This is a genomic window from Klebsiella sp. GFKo11, from assembly GCF_056490265.1.
Window position 1 is genome coordinate 2,763,665 of sequence record NZ_CM151369.1, and the last position, 15,638, is coordinate 2,779,302.

The 15,638-nt window shown below is 58.7% G+C and carries 12 protein-coding genes and 2 pseudogenes; 13 read left to right on the forward strand and 1 reads right to left on the reverse strand.

Translation table 11 applies throughout. The features are described 5' to 3' along the window. The first annotated feature begins 85 nt into the window (after positions 1-85). The 7 genes and pseudogenes from AC07P6_RS13430 to AC07P6_RS13460 all read left to right on the forward strand — a co-directional run bounded on the left by AC07P6_RS13430 (position 86) and on the right by AC07P6_RS13460 (position 7,110). Entirely contained in the window at positions 86-979 is an 894-nt protein-coding gene (locus AC07P6_RS13430) for a LysR family transcriptional regulator (protein ID WP_478316597.1), read from the forward strand. Positions 980-1,123: 144 nt separating this feature from the next. Next, positions 1,124-2,228: pseudogene (locus AC07P6_RS13435) on the forward strand (LLM class flavin-dependent oxidoreductase). A 34-nt stretch (positions 2,229-2,262) separates the two neighbouring features. Next, positions 2,263-3,351 (forward strand): acyl-CoA dehydrogenase family protein, encoded by a 1,089-nt coding sequence (locus AC07P6_RS13440; RefSeq protein ID WP_478316993.1) that lies wholly within the window; start codon positions 2,263-2,265, stop codon positions 3,349-3,351. Between the two features lie 11 nt (positions 3,352-3,362). After that, positions 3,363-4,337 carry an ABC transporter substrate-binding protein gene (locus tag AC07P6_RS13445; protein ID WP_478316598.1) on the forward strand — a complete coding sequence of 325 codons (975 nt, stop codon included), beginning with the start codon at positions 3,363-3,365 and terminating at the stop codon, positions 4,335-4,337. Further along, positions 4,334-5,371 (forward strand): ABC transporter substrate-binding protein, encoded by a 1,038-nt coding sequence (locus AC07P6_RS13450; RefSeq protein WP_478316600.1) that lies wholly within the window; start codon positions 4,334-4,336, stop codon positions 5,369-5,371. Before AC07P6_RS13445 ends, AC07P6_RS13450 begins: the two co-directional genes overlap by 4 nt. Next, positions 5,352-6,347, forward strand: coding sequence for an ABC transporter permease (locus AC07P6_RS13455; RefSeq protein ID WP_478316602.1), 996 nt, complete (start codon positions 5,352-5,354; stop codon positions 6,345-6,347). Before AC07P6_RS13450 ends, AC07P6_RS13455 begins: the two co-directional genes overlap by 20 nt. Next, a pseudogene (locus AC07P6_RS13460) lies at positions 6,341-7,110 on the forward strand (ABC transporter ATP-binding protein). The gene AC07P6_RS13455 and the pseudogene AC07P6_RS13460 overlap by 7 nt, the downstream one beginning before the upstream one ends. A 291-nt stretch (positions 7,111-7,401) precedes the next feature. Here AC07P6_RS13460 and AC07P6_RS13465 read toward each other — a convergent pair. After that, positions 7,402-9,474 carry a TonB-dependent siderophore receptor gene (locus AC07P6_RS13465; RefSeq protein WP_478316995.1) on the reverse strand — a complete coding sequence of 691 codons (2,073 nt, stop codon included), beginning with the start codon at positions 9,472-9,474 and terminating at the stop codon, positions 7,402-7,404. A gap of 505 nt (positions 9,475-9,979) precedes the next feature. On the opposite strand from AC07P6_RS13465, the gene AC07P6_RS13470 reads away from it, so the two are divergent. The 6 genes from AC07P6_RS13470 (at position 9,980) to AC07P6_RS13495 (ending at position 15,594) form a co-directional block, all read left to right on the forward strand. After that, positions 9,980-10,801 carry an ABC transporter ATP-binding protein gene (locus tag AC07P6_RS13470; RefSeq protein WP_478316603.1) on the forward strand — a complete coding sequence of 274 codons (822 nt, stop codon included), beginning with the start codon at positions 9,980-9,982 and terminating at the stop codon, positions 10,799-10,801. Next, the gene (locus AC07P6_RS13475; protein ID WP_478316605.1) at positions 10,798-11,823 is read left to right on the forward strand and encodes a FecCD family ABC transporter permease; all 1,026 of its coding nucleotides are present in this window, start codon (positions 10,798-10,800) and stop codon (positions 11,821-11,823) included. The genes AC07P6_RS13470 and AC07P6_RS13475 overlap by 4 nt, the downstream gene beginning before the upstream one ends. Next, entirely contained in the window at positions 11,820-12,872 is a 1,053-nt protein-coding gene (locus AC07P6_RS13480; protein ID WP_304259685.1) for a FecCD family ABC transporter permease, read from the forward strand. The genes AC07P6_RS13475 and AC07P6_RS13480 overlap by 4 nt, the downstream gene beginning before the upstream one ends. Before the next feature lie 15 nt (positions 12,873-12,887). Then, positions 12,888-13,835 carry an ABC transporter substrate-binding protein gene (locus tag AC07P6_RS13485; RefSeq protein ID WP_181485942.1) on the forward strand — a complete coding sequence of 316 codons (948 nt, stop codon included), beginning with the start codon at positions 12,888-12,890 and terminating at the stop codon, positions 13,833-13,835. Then, a complete protein-coding gene (locus AC07P6_RS13490; protein WP_182239304.1) occupies positions 13,832-14,731 on the forward strand; it encodes a MurR/RpiR family transcriptional regulator in 900 nt (299 codons plus the stop codon). Before AC07P6_RS13485 ends, AC07P6_RS13490 begins: the two co-directional genes overlap by 4 nt. 95 nt (positions 14,732-14,826) lie before the next feature. After that, positions 14,827-15,594 carry a basic amino acid ABC transporter substrate-binding protein gene (locus AC07P6_RS13495; RefSeq protein WP_182239302.1) on the forward strand — a complete coding sequence of 256 codons (768 nt, stop codon included), beginning with the start codon at positions 14,827-14,829 and terminating at the stop codon, positions 15,592-15,594. Positions 15,595-15,638 lie beyond the last annotated feature (44 nt).

A 15,638-nucleotide genomic window follows, 5' to 3' on the forward strand; every position in this document is an offset into this window, starting at 1 on the left:
TGGTCTTTACGCTAGCAAAGGCGTTAATATAATTAAAATGCAATTTCCGCATATATTAATATGCAAAATTAACATTAAGGACGCTATGCGCATCGACGACATCGACGCTCTGCTGGCCACCGTGCAGTTTTCCTCCCTGAATCAGGCCGCAGAATATCTTGGTATTACCCAATCGGCGATTACCCGCCGCCTCCAGCGTCTGGAGCAAACCCTGAACGTGACGCTGCTGGAGCGCCAGACCCGACCGCTTACCCTGACTGCCGCCGGGCACCGGGTTTACGAGCAATGTCTGAGCATCAAGCGGGAAACTAAAAAACTGTATGGCCTGCTCGACCCTGAGGCTGAGCCGCACGGCATCCTGCGTCTCGGGGTGCCGCAAAGCGTGGCGGAAATTGCGCTGCAACCGGCGCTGGCCGCGCTGCGCCAGCAGTTTCCCGCCCTGCAACCACAGGTCACCTGCGGCTGGAGCGGGCTGTTGCAAAGGCGGCTGGAGAGCGTCGAACTGGATGGGGTGCTGGCGATGGGGCCTGAGCAACTGAGCTTTGCTGAGGGCTACAGCGGGCGGCTGCTTTGCCCGCTGGATATCGTGGTGATTGCGGCGAAAAGCTGGCGTCTGCACGTCGGAGCGCTGCGGGACTGCGCGGAGAAAGGCTGGGTGCTGAATCCCGACGGCTGCGGCCTGCGGGCGGGGCTGATCCGTGAGCTGCAATCGCAAGGGCTACGTTTAGCGCTGAATGTGGAAACCGCCGGCGCCCAGTTACAAATTAGTCTGGTGGCTCAGGGGCTGGGACTGGGCCTGGTACCGCGCGCTGCGCTGGCCGCCAGCCCGTGGCGCGATGAAGTGACGGTGCTGACGCTTGAGGATTTTCAGCCCGAGGTATATCTGTGGTTGGTTAATGCGCAAAATCTGGCTAACCTGAGCCAGCCGCTGACTTTTTTTGCCGCTAAGGTCGTTCAGCAACTTAATGTATCTGCATGAAAGATATATGTAATTTTTTAAATGCTTATATCGCATATTAAGATATGATAAAAATGCATTTTGTTCATTAAGAGCCTGTGTATAGGGTAATGAAAACGCGCCGCCGCTGCGGCCCATTCGTTATCCTGATACAAGGAGTTCTGTATGAGCATTCAGTTTCTCGGCATGATCGGTCATCGCCTGTCGTCGGAAACCATCGCCCCGGTTGGCCCGATTTTTGACCGCGATTACATCGTGCGTTTTGCGCAAACCCACGAGGCCGCCGGGTTTGACCGCCTGCTGGTGGGCCACTGGTCCGATCAACCTGATGGGTTTCTGGTGACCGCGTTGGCCGGGCTGTCGACGCAAAACATCAGCTTCCTGCTGGCGCATCGCCCTGGTTTTGTCTCGCCAACTCTTGCGGCGCGTAAATTCGCTACCCTTGAACACCTGCTGGGTGGACGCCTGGCGGTGCATATCATCAGCGGTGGTAATGATGCCGAGCAGCGCCGCGACGGTGACTATCTCGATCATGACCAGCGCTATGCCCGTACCGATGCCTTCCTCGACACCCTCCGCAAGGTCTGGACCGCCGAACAACCGGTGGATATCGCCAACGATTTTTATCAAGCGGAACAGGCCTGGTCGGCGATCCGCCCGCTGCAAAAGCCGCATATTCCCTTGTATTTCGGCGGCTCGTCGGAAGCGGCTATTGCCGTGGCCGGAAAGCACGCCAACGTTTTCGCCCTGTGGGGAGAGTCGCTGGCGCAAACCGATGAAACCATCCGGCGCGTGCGGGCCGAGGCGGCGAAACATCAGCGTGAGATTGGCTTCAGCGTCTCTTTCCGCCCGATTATCGCCGACACCGAAGCCGAAGCCGGGGAAAAGGCCGAGCATATTCTGCACGTCGCCACCGAACGCGCTGCGCAGACTGAAGGCGGTTTCAAAACCAAGCCCGATAGCGTCGGCGCGCAGCGCCTGCGGGCGACAGCGGCGCAGGGCAAGGTGGTGGATAAGCGCCTGTGGACCGGGATCGCCCAACTGGTCGGCGGCGGTCACAACTCCACCGCGCTGGTGGGCACGCCAGAACAGGTTGCCGACGCGCAGCTCGACTACTACGACCTTGGCGTGCGCAATTTCCTGATCCGCGGATTCGATCCGCTCAACGATGCGCAGGAGTACGGGAAAGCGCTGCTGCCGATAACCCGTGAAAAAGCCGCTTTGCGCTCCGTGGCGGAGCGCGCATCGTGACCGATTCCGCATTCGATGATTGGTCGCGGCGGCTGACGGAGATCCGCCAGCTAATGGCAGAGCAGGCGGCCAGCCTCGACGCCAGCGGTGAATTTCCTCATCACAATATCGAACGTTTGCGCCAGCGCGGCTTTTTAAGCCTTGCCGTGCCGCGACAATATGGCGGATCGGGAGCCGACTTAGCGCGTCTTCAGCAGGCTATCGCCGCCATTGCCTGGGGTGAACCGGCGACGGCGCTGATCGTCTGCATGCAGTACCTGCATCACTTGCGGCTGGCGGAAAATGAAAACTGGGCCGAGCCGCTGCGCCAGCAGGTTTTTCAGGATGCCGTTGAGCGGGGCGGGTTGATTAATAGCCTGCGCGTGGAGCCGGAGCTGGGATCTCCGGCACGCGGCGGCCTGCCGAAAACCGTGGCGAGCCGCAGCGCGGAGGGCTGGCGAATTAGTGGCCACAAAATCTATACCACCGGAATCGAAGGCCTGAACTGGCTGGCGCTCTGGGGTCGCAGTGACGACAGTACGCCGCTGGTCGGTACCTGGCTGGTACCCCGCGATAGTGACGGCATCACCGTGGTGAAAAGCTGGGATCACGCCGGAATGCGGGCAACCGGCAGTCATGAAGTCATTCTGAAAAATGTGCAGGTGTCTGCAGAGAATGCGGTGGACGTATGGCCAGTCGATGCGCCCCCCGCGCCGGATGCCGAGCAGTTTCGCCTGTTTGCCAACCGCCATACGGCGCTGCTGACGGCGATTTACGACAGCGTCGCCCGTGCCGCCCGCGACTGGCTGGTGGCATGGCTGAGTGCGCGTATTCCGGGAAACCTCGGGCAGCCGCTTTCCAGCCTGCCGCGAGTGCAGGAAAAGGTCGGGCAGATTGACGGCTTACTGCTGGTGAATCGCAACCTGCTGGGGAAGGCCGCGGAGCTGGGCTTCTCCGCCATCGAGGCGAATCTGGCAAAAGTCACCATTACCGGCAACGCCATTCAGGCGGTGAACCTGGCGCTGGAGCTGACCGGCAATCATGGTCTGAGTCGGCAAAACCCTCTGGAACGCCACTATCGCAACGTGCTGTGCGGGCGGGTACATACCCCGCAGAGCGACAGCGCGTGGCTGGCGGCAGGCAAATACGCTTTTCAAAAATAAGGATAATTCATATGCGCATACCCAAATTCACCCGTTTAGCCGGGGTGGTGATGCTGTTGGCCCTGAGCGGCTATGCGGCGGCTCAGGAGCGAATCACTCTACGCATCGCCGATCAAAAAGGCGGCATGCGTTCGCAGCTGGAAGCCGCCAACGCGCTGCAAAATCTCACATACGACATTAAGTGGGCCGAGTTTCCGGCCGCTGCGCCGCTGGCGGAAGCGTTGAACGCCGGTGCGGTGGACGTGGGGATTATCGGCGATGCGCCGCTGCTGTTTGCGCTGGCGAACGGCGCGCCGGTCAAAGCCATCGCCGTTGATAAAAGCAATCCAGCGGGGACCGCGGTGCTGGTCTCTCCCGGCAGCCCGCTGAAAAGCGCGGCGGATTTGAAAGGCAAGCGTATTGCCACCGGTAAAGGGTCGATTGGTCATTTCGTGGCGCTGAAAGCGCTGGAGCAGGCGGGCATTTCGCCCAAAGAGGTGCAGTGGGTGTTTCTCGGCCCGGTGGACGCCAAAGTGGCGCTGCTTAACGGCTCGGTAGATGCCTGGGCGACCTGGGAGCCGTACACCACTCAACTGGTCAAGACCGCCGAGGGGCAGATTCTGGTGAGCGGCAAAGGGCTGCTGCCGGGCAACACTTTCCTCGCCGCCACCGATGATGCGCTGAACGATCCGCAAAAACGCGCGGCGCTACAAGATTATCTCAATCGCCTGGCCGGTGCTGAGCGCTGGGCCTACGCCAACCTTGATAGCTACGGTAAAACGCTGGGGGAAATTATCCGCTTCCCGGCGGATATCGCCCGCGCGCAGTTTGCCAATCGTCAGTCGCAGTGGCTGCGCCTGGATTCGCAAACGGTCGCCCAGCAGCAATCAACGGCGGATTTCTACCTCGCTAACGGCCTGATTCGCGCAAAGCTCGACGTCACGCCGACATTTGATAACGGTTTTAGCGTGCCTGCCGCGCAGGCTCATGCGGAGGTCGCGCCATGATGCGTTCCGGTTTTTCCCGTCGTCGCTTTTTACAATTAACTGGCGGCGTGGCGCTGGCGGGGGCATCGCTGCCGTTATGGGCTCACGATATGGCGGCGATGGCGAGCAGCGACGAGCCTCCGGCACTGCGTCTGGCACAGCCGTACAAAATCAAGCTGGCGATAAACAAAAGCGCGGTGTGCCTCGCGCCGGTCGCCGTCGCGGAGCAGCAGAAGATTTTCAGTAAATATAATCTCGACGTTGAGTTCGTTAACTTCGGCAACTCAACGGACGTACTGCTGGAGGCGATTGCCACCGGCAAGGCCGATGCCGGAGTCGGCATGGCGCTGCGCTGGCTGAAGGCGCTGGAGCAGGGCTTCGACGTCAAGTTGACCGCCGGAACCCACGGCGGCTGTCTGAACCTGCTGACGGCGAAAAACTCGCCGTTTGGCGGCCTGGAGAGCCTGAAAGGGCAAACCATCGGCGTTACCGATATGGCCGGGCCGGACAAAAACTTCTTCGCCATTTTACTTAAGCGCCACGGCATCGACCCAATAAGCGACGTGCAGTGGAAAGTCTATCCCGCCGATCTGCTCAGCGTCGCGCTGGATAAACGCGAAATCGCCGCCATTAGCGGTAGCGAACCATTTAGCTATCGCCTGCTGGAAACCGGTAAATATCAGCTTATCGCCAGCAATATGACCGGCGATTACGCCAACCTGAGCTGCTGCGTGCTGGGCGTCAGCGGTACTCTGGCGCGAGATCACAAACCTGCCGCCGCCGCGCTCACTCAGGCGATTCTTGAAGCGCACAGCTACGCCGCGGAACACCCGGAAAGCGTGGCGCAATCCTTCCTGGCCCATGCGCTCAATACCAATGAAGCGGAGGTCAGCGGGATCCTTCACGGGCAGGGGCACGGTCATCATGCGGTGGGCGAGGCGTTTGTCAAAGAGCTGACGCAGTACGCGGTGGATCTTCAGCGGGTGCAGGTGATCAAGCCGGGGACCGATCCTCATCAGTTTGCGGAGAGTATTTATGTCAACGTTTTCGCCTGAACGGGTGCGGTTGCGCCCGACCCGCGGCAGGCCGCTGTGGAATGAAGGCCTGCTGGCTGGCGTATTGTGGCTGCTGGGCGGCTTTTTTACTCTCGCCTGGCCGGATGTCGGACGGCGCTGGCCGTTTAGCGAAGGTTGGGCGCTGGCTCAGTTCACCGTCGGCGGGGGATTACTGCTGCTGGCGCTGAGCTACCGCTACTGGCGGCAGCGGGGCGCGCGGTTGCAACATGCCGGGAAATGGCTGGCGCTGCTGCCGGTGCTGTTTGCTATATGGGAAGGGCTGACGGCGAAGACGGCGTTTCTGCCGGTACCGTTTTTCGCGCCGCCGCAGGCGCTGATTGAAGTGCTGCACGATGACTGGCCGCGCCTGCTTGACAGCCTTCTGCATTCGCTGGGGCTGCTCGGGCTTGGCGTGCTGCTCGGCACCAGTTGCGGTTTTATCAGCGGTCTGGCGATCGGCTGGTCTCAGCGTATCGGCTACTGGGTGCATCCGGTTTTGCGCCTGCTGGGGCCGGTGCCGTCCACCGCGCTGCTGCCTCTGTGCCTGTTTATCTTCCCTTCAAGCTTCGGCGCCAGCGTTTTTCTGATTGCGCTCAGCACCTGGTTTCCGGTGACCGTGCTGACCTGGTCCGGGGTGATCGGTATCGATAGGGCATGGTATGACGTGGCGCGGACCCTGGGGGCCAGCCAGCGCTTTCTGATCCTGCGGGTGGCGATCCCCGCCGCGTTGCCAAACGTGTTTGTCGGCCTGTTTATGGGCCTCGGCGCGTCGTTTTCGGTGCTGATCGTTGCTGAAATGGTAGGGGTTAAATCCGGGATTGGCTTTTATTTGCAATGGGCGCAGGGCTGGGCGGCTTATCCCAATATGTACGCGGCGCTGCTGGTGATGGCGTTTTTATGCTCGGGCCTGATTAGCGGGCTGTTTATGGTTCGCGACAGGCTGCTGAGCTGGCAGCGGGGAGGGATGAAATGGTAACCGCGACGCTAAATTCTCAGGCGATATCTACCGGCGCAACGGTATCGATTAGCCATCTTCATCATGCTTTTACGCTTGGCAAACAGGCGGTTCCGGTGCTGGAGAATATCAGCCTCCAACTACGGCCCGGAGAGAGCGTCGCGCTGCTTGGGCCATCAGGCTGCGGTAAATCGACCCTGTTGCGGCTGCTGGCGGGGCTGGAGGCGCAGCAGAGTGGGCACATTCAGATTGATGAGGCGGCAATGGATGGACCGGGGCCCGAGCGAATTCTGGTGTTTCAGGACCCGACGCTCTACCCGTGGCTGACGGTACGGCAAAACGTGCTGCTGGGGCCGCAGGCGCAGGGCAAGAAGGGGCTTGAGCCGAAGGCCGACGCGCTGATTTCACGGATGGGGCTTGAGGCGTTTAGCGAGGCCTGGCCGCGCCAGCTTTCCGGCGGGATGGCGCAGCGTTGTTAAATGAACCGCGCCTTCTGTTATTAGACGAGCCGCTGGGCAAACTCGATTCGCTCACCCGCATCAGCATGCAGCGGGAGCTGATCGCCCTATGGCAGCAGCAGGGCTATACTAGCCTGCTGGTGACCCACGATATCGAAGAGGCGCTGCTGCTGTGTGAGCGGGTGCTGGTAATGTCGCCGCGTCCGGGAAGAATTATCGCTGAGTTCTCGCTCCCGCTTGAGTTTCCTCGCCATCGCGATAATCCGTTATTATTACAGCATCGTCAGGATATTTTGCGTATTCTTGGCCAGGAAGAGGATTGGTAAGTTGTTGATACCGGGTCTGTGTGGCCCGGTAATTGAATTAACATCTGGAAGGCCGGCGTTTTAGTATTTCGCTGATGGCAATTCAAAGAGGAATTAACTTACCGCCTGGGTAAGGTTGTCGGCGAGAAAGTTATCTATTTTCCTTCAGGGCAGATTCACTTAATTCTCATAAAAATGACAACGAGAATGACGATGGCATTAATGAGGAGTTTAGCGAAGAAGGGGAGCTGTTATCCACATCAGCCTTTTGTCTTCCCCGGCAGCGCAATGCTGCCGGGAACTTCTATCAACTTAAAAATCCATTTTCACCGTAAACTGCACTTCGCGCGGGTCGCCAATCTGGTTACCGAGGTTATTGGTGCCGATAGATGACGTGTAATAGGTCTTATCGAACAGGTTCTTCACGTTAACCTGCAGAGTGACCGGATATTGCAGCTTCATCTTATAGGCCGCGAACACATCCGCTACCGCATAGCCCTGCAGATAATAATCTGCGCCGTTGGTGCCGGAACGCTTGCTGACCGCCCGACCGCCGCCGCCAACCGTCAGAGTATTGCTGTCGTAGACGTTATGAATGTCATAGCTCAGGAACAGCGAACCGGTGTGCTTGGGCACGTTCGGCAGCGGTTTGCCCTGATAATCCGGGTCATCGGTAACTTTCGCGTCGGTATAGCCGTAGCTGGCGATGACGCTCAGGTTATCGGTCAACGATCCTGCTACATCCACTTCCACGCCGCGCGAGCGGACCTTACCGGCGGTTTTCGCAATGGTTTCATCGCCCACCGCTTCGGTATAGAGGACGTTACGCTTATCAATATCGAACAGCGCGATATTGGCAGTAACGCCGCTGAACAGCTCAAACTTCGCGCCTAATTCGTAGGAAGTGGACTCTTCCGGCGGCAGGTTACCGATATAGCTGGCGATAGAGGACTGCGGCATAAACGACTGTGCCACGTTACCGAACAGCGAGATTGTCGGCGTCAGCTTATACACCAGGCCAACTTTCGGCGTCCATTTCTGGTCGCTGCTGTCGGTGTTGACGTTAAACGGACGGCCTTTACCCGCGTACTGGGTGTAATACTGATAGCGCACCCCGGCGACGGCTATCCACTTATCGGTCAGATAGAGCGCATCCTGAACGTAGCCCGCATAGCTCTCCTGCTGAATGCGCTGGTCACTATCGGATGCCGAAACGCTGGAGCACTTGTCGACCGTGCCGTAGACCGGGTTATAGATATTGAACCCTTTCACGTTCTTACAGCGGATCATATCGGTACGCAGCAGATCGTAATTCTCGTACGCCAGGCCGGTGAGGATCTCGTTGTAGAAACCGCCTATCACCACGTTACCCTGCAAATCCGCCCGCGTGGAGTGCATTTTCTGGGTTGAACCGTGGGTGGCGTCGACGCGGCGGGTCAGGTCTCCGGTCGCTGAATCATAAGCCATCACGCGGGCCTGGTTATCGTTGTAGTGATCCTGGCTGTAGCTGTAGTCAAAGCGCGCGGTCCAGGCATCGCTCAGGCGGTATTCCGCATTCAGCTGCGAGAGGTCGGAATAACCGTCGGTGATGTTAAACGGTTCATCAAAACGCGTTTTGCGATCGACGTTAACCGCATGACCGGTGTTCAGATCGAAGATGGTGCCGCGATCGAACGGGGTGCTGTAGTTACGGTGTGAATAGGAAACGTTTACCGTCGCCCGCTCGCCGAACCAGGTCAGGGAAGGGTTAATAAAGCTGCTCTTCTCTTTACCGAAATTGCGCCAGTAGTCTTCATTCTGATATTCGCCAATCACCCGGTACGCCAGCTGCGTCCCTTCAATGGGGCCAGTTACGTCAAACTGACCGGTGCCGCCGCCAAAGCTGGTGGAAGTGGCGGAAACGGAGCCGCCGAAGGTGCGCTCCGGGCGCTTGGTGACGACGTTTATCAAGCCGCCGGGGTCGAGAATACCGTATAGCGTTGAGGCCGGGCCTTTCAGCACTTCGACCCGCTCGGTGGCGGCGGTAAAGCTGCGCGGCAGCACGGTGCGCAATCCGTTAGTCATGATTGAACCATCGCGGTTAGAACCGAAACCGCGGCGGCTAAAGGCGTCCTGGGTGCCGCCTAACGTATTGGTTTGTACGACGTTAGCGACGTTATACAACGCCTCATCAAGATTGGTGACGTGCTGATCTTCCAGCACTTTATCGCTCACGGTATTGACCACCTGCGGAATATCCAGCATCGGCATCGAGGTCAGCGTGGCGGTTGAGGTACTGACCGGCTGATAGCCGCTAGTGGCGTTCTGCTGCGCGCCGTCAGCTACCACCGTAATCGTCTCGTCGGCGGTTTTCTTTGTTTTATCGGCGCTATTTTCTGCCGCCAATAATCCCGGTGAGGTCAAAAAAATCAGTGAAAAAAGCGCACGCCCTTTTAATGCCGAAAAAGGGACATTTAATGGAATCATTTTCTGTTTCTCGTGAACGAACCTCGCCTTTGCGGAGAGGTAAAGCCAATAAAATCATTGCCCTGAAAAATAAATCTATCTGTAACCACTTTTAAAATGCGTCCAGATATGTAATTGAGAATCATTCAACCACGAAGAAATGTAGTAGTAAATGTTATGTAAGATAAAAAATCGCCAGCAGCAATAATCAATATTTTAGCGCTGAATTGAGAAAGTGAGTTTGAATTAATCATTTGTTTTTATTGATTATTAAATCTCTTTGTTCGCGTGTGGTTTTTGGTAGTAACCTGGCGTTTCTTCCGTAGCGATGGGGTATTGACTACTACATTCATCCCCCGCATGATCAAAAGAGAATGAGATTTATTTTTGTTTGAGTGCGGAACGTGCGGGTTAGCGCCACGCCGTTGCGGCGCAGGAGTGAGTTATGCCACAGCGGGTGTTACCTGCAGAGCAGGGGATCGTTCTCGATTCCCTGTCGGCCGGATATGGCCAGACGTTAATTGTCGATAATATTCATCTGACCATCCCCCATGGGAAAATGACGGTACTGGCCGGGGCCAACGGCTCCGGTAAATCGACGCTGCTGTCGACTATCGCCCGGATGCTCAAGCCGCTGGGCGGCTGCGTGCGCCTGGACGGTGAGGTGATTCACCAGATGCCGACCCGGGAGGTTTCCCGCCGGTTGGGTATTTTGCCGCAATCGCCGCTGACGCCCGAAGGGCTAACGGTCTTTGAGTTGGTTTCGCGCGGACGCTATCCCTGGCAGGGGCTGATGCGTCAGTGGTCCGATGCCGATGAACAGGCGGTTGAAGAGGCGCTCCGACTTACCGGCACCACCGAATTTGCCCATTTACCGGTCGACAGCCTCTCCGGCGGCCAGCGTCAGCGCTGCTGGATTGCGATGGCGCTGGCGCAGCAAACGGCGACCATCCTGCTGGATGAACCCACCACCTGGCTCGACCTGCGCTATCAGGTCGATATCCTCGAACTGCTGCAAACCTTAACCCGCGAACATGGTCGCACCGTAGTGACCGTCCTGCACGATCTGAACTTTGCGGTGAACTACGCCGACATGCTGGTGTTTCTCAAAAAAGGGCAGATCGCCGGGGTGATCGACGAAGGAGAAACCTGTACGCCGGAGCTGATTAAAACCGTCTTTGACGTTGACGTGCAGATGTCAGTCAATCCGCAGACCGGTAAGCCTTTTTTTATGCCGTTTCGCGTTCGCGAGGAGAGGGATTTATGAGCGCCTCCGCGCTGTCCCTGCATCGCCGACAATCCCGGCCCCGGCTGGCGCTGGTACTGCTGAGTCTGCTGCTGCTCGGCGGTTCGCTGGTGCATCTCGGGCTGGGCGCGCGCTGGATTGCACCGCAAACGGTTATTCAGGCGCTTTTTCATTACGATCCGCGCAACTTCGATCACCGCATTATTGTTGATTTACGCCTGGTGCGCCTGGCGGCAGCGCTGCTGACCGGCGCGGCGCTTGGCGTGGCGGGCCTGCTGCTGCAAACCGTGATTCGCAACCCGCTAGGCGAGCCGCATATTCTTGGCCTGAACGCCGGAGCCTCGTTGGCGGTGGTGGCGACTTCGGCGCTGGGAATTAGCCTCGGCGGCGTGGCGTTAGCCAGACCGCTGACCGCCGCCTGCGGGGCAGCGCTGCTGTTTGGCGGCGTGATGCTGCTGTCGTCGTCAGGGCGAGGCGGGGCGACGCCGCTACGCATTACCCTGTGCGGGGTGGCGCTGTCGGCGTTTGCCTCGGCGGTGACGGCGGCGATTCTGATCCTCGATGAACAAACGCTGCTGGCGATGCGCACCTGGCTGGCGGGCGATCTTGCCGGTCTTAGCTGGCAAACGTTGCGGTCCGCTTTGGTTCCGGCGCTGGCGGGGCTGAGCATTGCGCTGGTGCTGGCGCCGCGCCTGAACGTGTTGGCGCTGGGCGATAAGGTTGCGCTGGGGCTGGGGGTGAAGATAGTGCAGACCCGCCTGCTGGGGCTTGCCGCCATCGCGTTGCTTTGCGGCTCGGCGGTGGCGGTAGCCGGGCCGATTGGTTTTGTTGGCCTGGTGGTGCCGCACGTGGTGCGTCGTCTGGTGACTGAAGATATTCGCCTGGCGCTGCCGCTGGCCGCTCCGGTCGGTGCGTTGGTGCTGGTGCTGGCGGACATCGCCGCCCGCACGCTGGTGGCTCCTCAGGAGCTGGCCACCGGTGCGATGACCGCGCTGGTCGGCGCGCCGGTGTTTATTTTTATCGCCGCGAGGTTTTTTAAATGAAGAGCGCCGCCCATCGCGCCGGGTTTCGTCCATTTGCTGCGGGTTCTTATCGGTTGCTGCTGCGCCCGGTGGCGCTGAGAATCGCTGGCGGGTTGTTGCTGGCGATCCTGCTGTTGGCGCTATTCGGTCTGACGCGCGGCAGCTTCCCTATGCCCTCCGGGACGTTGCTCCAGGCGCTGCTGGCTCCGGAAAACGTGGCGGAGCAGCAACGCTTTATTTTGTTTGATATCCGCCTGCCGAGGCTATTTATGGCGTTGTTGTGCGGGGCGATGCTCGGCCTGGCCGGGGCGGCGATGCAGAGTATTACCCGCAACGGCCTGGCGGATCCCGGGCTTATCGGGGTGAAAGAGGGGGCCAGCATCGTGGTGCTGGCGCTGGTGCTGTTCTTCCCGGCGGTGGGACTCGTCTGGCGGCCGCTGGCGGGGATGCTCGGCGGTGTGCTGGTGGCGCTGCTGGTTCTGCTGCTGGCCCGCGACTGCTCGCGGCCGCGATTTATTCTGATCGGTATCGGCGTGTCGTGGACGCTGGCGGCGGCGGTTGGCATTTTCATGACCACCGCCGATGTGCGTGACGTGCAGACGGCGATGATCTGGCTGGCGGGCAGCCTGCACGCGGCGACCTGGCCGCTGCTGGTTGTGGCTTTTTGCTGGGCGCTGCCGGGGGCGCTGATTCTGTTTCTTACCGCCCGGGCCGCTGATGCGGCGCTGCTGGGCGACCGGACCGCCATCGGCCTCGGTGTGCGTTTGCAACAACTGACGCTGCTGCGCTTTTTCGCGCCGGTACTGCTGACTTCCGCCAGCGTCTCCTGCGTCGGCAGCCTGGGTTTTGTGGGCCTGATGGCACCGCATATGGCGCGTTTTTTACTGCGCGGCGGCCAGGTAGCGCTGCTCAGCGGCAGCGCGTTGATTGGCGCACTGCTGGTGTTAGTGACCGATACCCTGGGGCGCCTGGCTTTTGCTCCGCTACAAATTCCGGCGGGAATTGTGATTGCCCTGGTCGGCTGCCCGTTTTTTATTGTGCTGCTTTGGCGTCGTCGTGACGCCTTGTAAATCAAAAGGATTGCTATGCGCTGGTTCATTTCTCTGCTGGTCTTAATGGCGGGGGTCGCCACGGCGGCCGATACGCAAACATTTACTGATGACTTAGGCCGGACGGTGACCGTCCCGCTGCACCCGCAGCGCATTGTGTCGATGCACGATCTGGATATCACCATTCCGCTGATTGAGCTTGGGGTGCCGCCGGTCGCCAGCCACGGACGGACCCGTCCTGACGGCAGCCATTTTCTCCGCTCCAGCGCGCAGTTAACCGGGATCGATTTCGATAACAGCGCGATTCAGTTTATCGGCACGGCGGATATCGACCTTGAAGCCGTCGCCGCCGCAAAGCCAGATTTGATTATCACCGAGAACAGCCGCCACGTTTCGGTTGAACAACTGGAGAAAATTGCTCCGACGGTGAGCATTGACCACCTGCAGGGCAGCGCGCCACGCATTTATAGCAAGCTCGCACAGTTGACCGGCACCCAGCCGCGGTTATTGATCCTCGAACGTCGCTATCAGGAGCAGATTAAGCAGTTGAAGGCGACGGTGGATACGCAAAAGATTGTCGTGTCGGTGATTCAGGCCAATAACGGCAAGGTTACCGTGCATCACTCTTATCATGCCCTGGGACGCGTGCTGCGCGATGCCGGATTCCGCTTCCCGCCGCTGATTGACAAGATCCCCGATGGCCAGCGCATTGACGTGAGTGCCGAACAGCTACCGGAGCTGGATGCCGATTTCGTATTCGCCACCTGGCGCTCGGATACCGGCGGAAAGCCGCAGGATGAGCTACAGGCGATGGAAGGCGTGATGCCGGGCTGGTGTGATTTTATGCGCGCTTGTCGTACCGGGCGCTATATTCTGCTGCCGCGTGAAGATGTTATTTCGAACTCGTTTGCCGCACTGACGCTGATGGTCGCCCAGGTTCAGTCGCATATTGCCGGACGCCCTTTGCCCGAGGGACTGAAATGAAAACGCCGGTGAAGAGAGAGAAAGGGCGGGTTGACCTGTTTGGCGAGCGTTTTCGCGCCCGCGCGCATCAGCTGTCGCCACGTCTGCTGGCGGTGGTCAGCTATATCAATGACAACCGTGAAGTGGTGCTGGAGCGTACGGCCATGGAGATCGCTACTGCGACGAATACCTCGGATGCCACGGTGGTGCGGGCGATTCAGGCGCTGGGTTTTGCCGGGCTGCGTGAGCTTAAACAGACCATGGAGCGCTGGTTTGGTCCGTCGGCGACCTCGTCAGAAAAAATGATCTCGACGGTGGGCGCGCTGTCCAGCGATGTGAATTCGAGTATCGATTTCGTGCTCGAAGGGCACCAGCGGGCCTGCGCGGTGCTGTCGCGTCCTGATAACCGCGCGGCGGTGGCTCAGGCGGTGGCGCTGCTGAGTGATGCGCGTCAGGTGGGCATCTTTGGTATCGGTGCGTCGGGCATTCTCGCCGAATATACCGCCAGGCTGCTGAGCCGCATTGGCCTGCCTTCGTATGTGATGAACCGTACCGGATTTAGCCTCGCCGAGCAGCTCATTAGCCTGCAACGCGGCGATGTGCTGATTATGATGGGGCAAAAATCGCCGCATCGGGAGGGAATGACCACCCTGCGTGAAGCGCGGCGGCTGGGGATCCCGACGATTCTGCTCACCCAGGCGGTGGACTCCCGCTTTAGCCAGGAGGCGCAGGTGGTGATCGACGTGCCGCGCGGCGACGACAATGGCCGAGTGCCGCTACATGGTACGGTGCTGGTGTGCCTGGAGATGATCGTGCTGTCGGTGGCCTCTACCGCGCCGCAAAAGACGGTAAAATCGATGAAGCGGATCAATGAATTGCATCGGGCTATTGGTAAATCCGGCGGTAAACGAGGCTAATCAAAAGATAATTCACCGCCGGGAAGGTTTCCGGTTGCATGCCCTGCTGACTCTGTGTATTTTTATGCAAAATAAATGCATAAAACGGAGTTGTTATGGTTAAGAATTGGATGAAAGCGTGCTGCCTGATGGCAGCGCTGATTGGTACCGCTCAGGCGGCCCAGCAAACTTACGTGGTCGGCTCCGGCGGGACCTATCGTCCGTTTGAGTTTGAAAACAGCCAGAAACAGCTGGAAGGTTTTGATATCGACATCATCAAAGCGATCGCGAAAGCAGAAGGTTTTGATATCAAACTGATTAACACCCCTTGGGAAGGGATTTTCGCCACCCTGGGCACCGGCGACCGCGACATTATTATCTCCGGGATCACCATCACCGATAAGCGCAAGCAGATGGTTGATTTCTCCGCTCCGTACTTCCCGGCTGAACAGTCCATCGTCGTTCCTGCAGACTCTAAAGTTACTTCACTGGAAGCGCTGAAAAGCGAGAAAGTCGGAGTGGTGAACTCCAGCACCGGCGATATTGTCGTTTCCGACGTACTGGGTAAAAACAGCACTTCGATCAAGCGCTTTGATAATACCCCGCTGATGCTGCAGGAGCTGTTTGAAGACGGCGTGAGCGCGGCGGTAGGCGATGTTGGCGTAGTGAAATACTATATCAAGCAGCACCCGGAGAAGCAGTTCAAACTGGTGCCGGACGCCAAATTTGAACGTCAGTATTTCGGCATTGCGGTAGCGAAAGGCAACAGCGAACTGCAGGCGAAAATCAACGCCGGTTTACAGAAAATCGTTGCTGATGGCACCTACGCCAAAATCTATAAAACCTGGTTCGACGAGAACGTCCCGACGCTGCCAGCACAATAATCTGTATTTTTGTTTTCATCACGGCTATCGACATTAACGATAGC

Bases quoted from the DNA above. Each gene is read 5' to 3' on its own strand.
- AC07P6_RS13430 (WP_478316597.1), top strand. From the start codon at position 86: ATGCGCATCGACGACATCGACGCTCTGCTGGCCACCGTGCAGTTTTCC.
- AC07P6_RS13440 (WP_478316993.1), top strand. From the start codon at position 2,263: ATGGCAGAGCAGGCGGCCAGCCTCGACGCCAGCGGTGAATTTCCTCAT.
- AC07P6_RS13445 (WP_478316598.1), top strand. From the start codon at position 3,363: ATGCGCATACCCAAATTCACCCGTTTAGCCGGGGTGGTGATGCTGTTG.
- AC07P6_RS13450 (WP_478316600.1), top strand. From the start codon at position 4,334: ATGATGCGTTCCGGTTTTTCCCGTCGTCGCTTTTTACAATTAACTGGC.
- AC07P6_RS13455 (WP_478316602.1), top strand. From the start codon at position 5,352: ATGTCAACGTTTTCGCCTGAACGGGTGCGGTTGCGCCCGACCCGCGGC.
- AC07P6_RS13470 (WP_478316603.1), top strand. From the start codon at position 9,980: ATGCCACAGCGGGTGTTACCTGCAGAGCAGGGGATCGTTCTCGATTCC.
- AC07P6_RS13475 (WP_478316605.1), top strand. From the start codon at position 10,798: ATGAGCGCCTCCGCGCTGTCCCTGCATCGCCGACAATCCCGGCCCCGG.
- AC07P6_RS13480 (WP_304259685.1), top strand. From the start codon at position 11,820: ATGAAGAGCGCCGCCCATCGCGCCGGGTTTCGTCCATTTGCTGCGGGT.
- AC07P6_RS13485 (WP_181485942.1), top strand. From the start codon at position 12,888: ATGCGCTGGTTCATTTCTCTGCTGGTCTTAATGGCGGGGGTCGCCACG.
- AC07P6_RS13490 (WP_182239304.1), top strand. From the start codon at position 13,832: ATGAAAACGCCGGTGAAGAGAGAGAAAGGGCGGGTTGACCTGTTTGGC.
- AC07P6_RS13495 (WP_182239302.1), top strand. From the start codon at position 14,827: ATGGTTAAGAATTGGATGAAAGCGTGCTGCCTGATGGCAGCGCTGATT.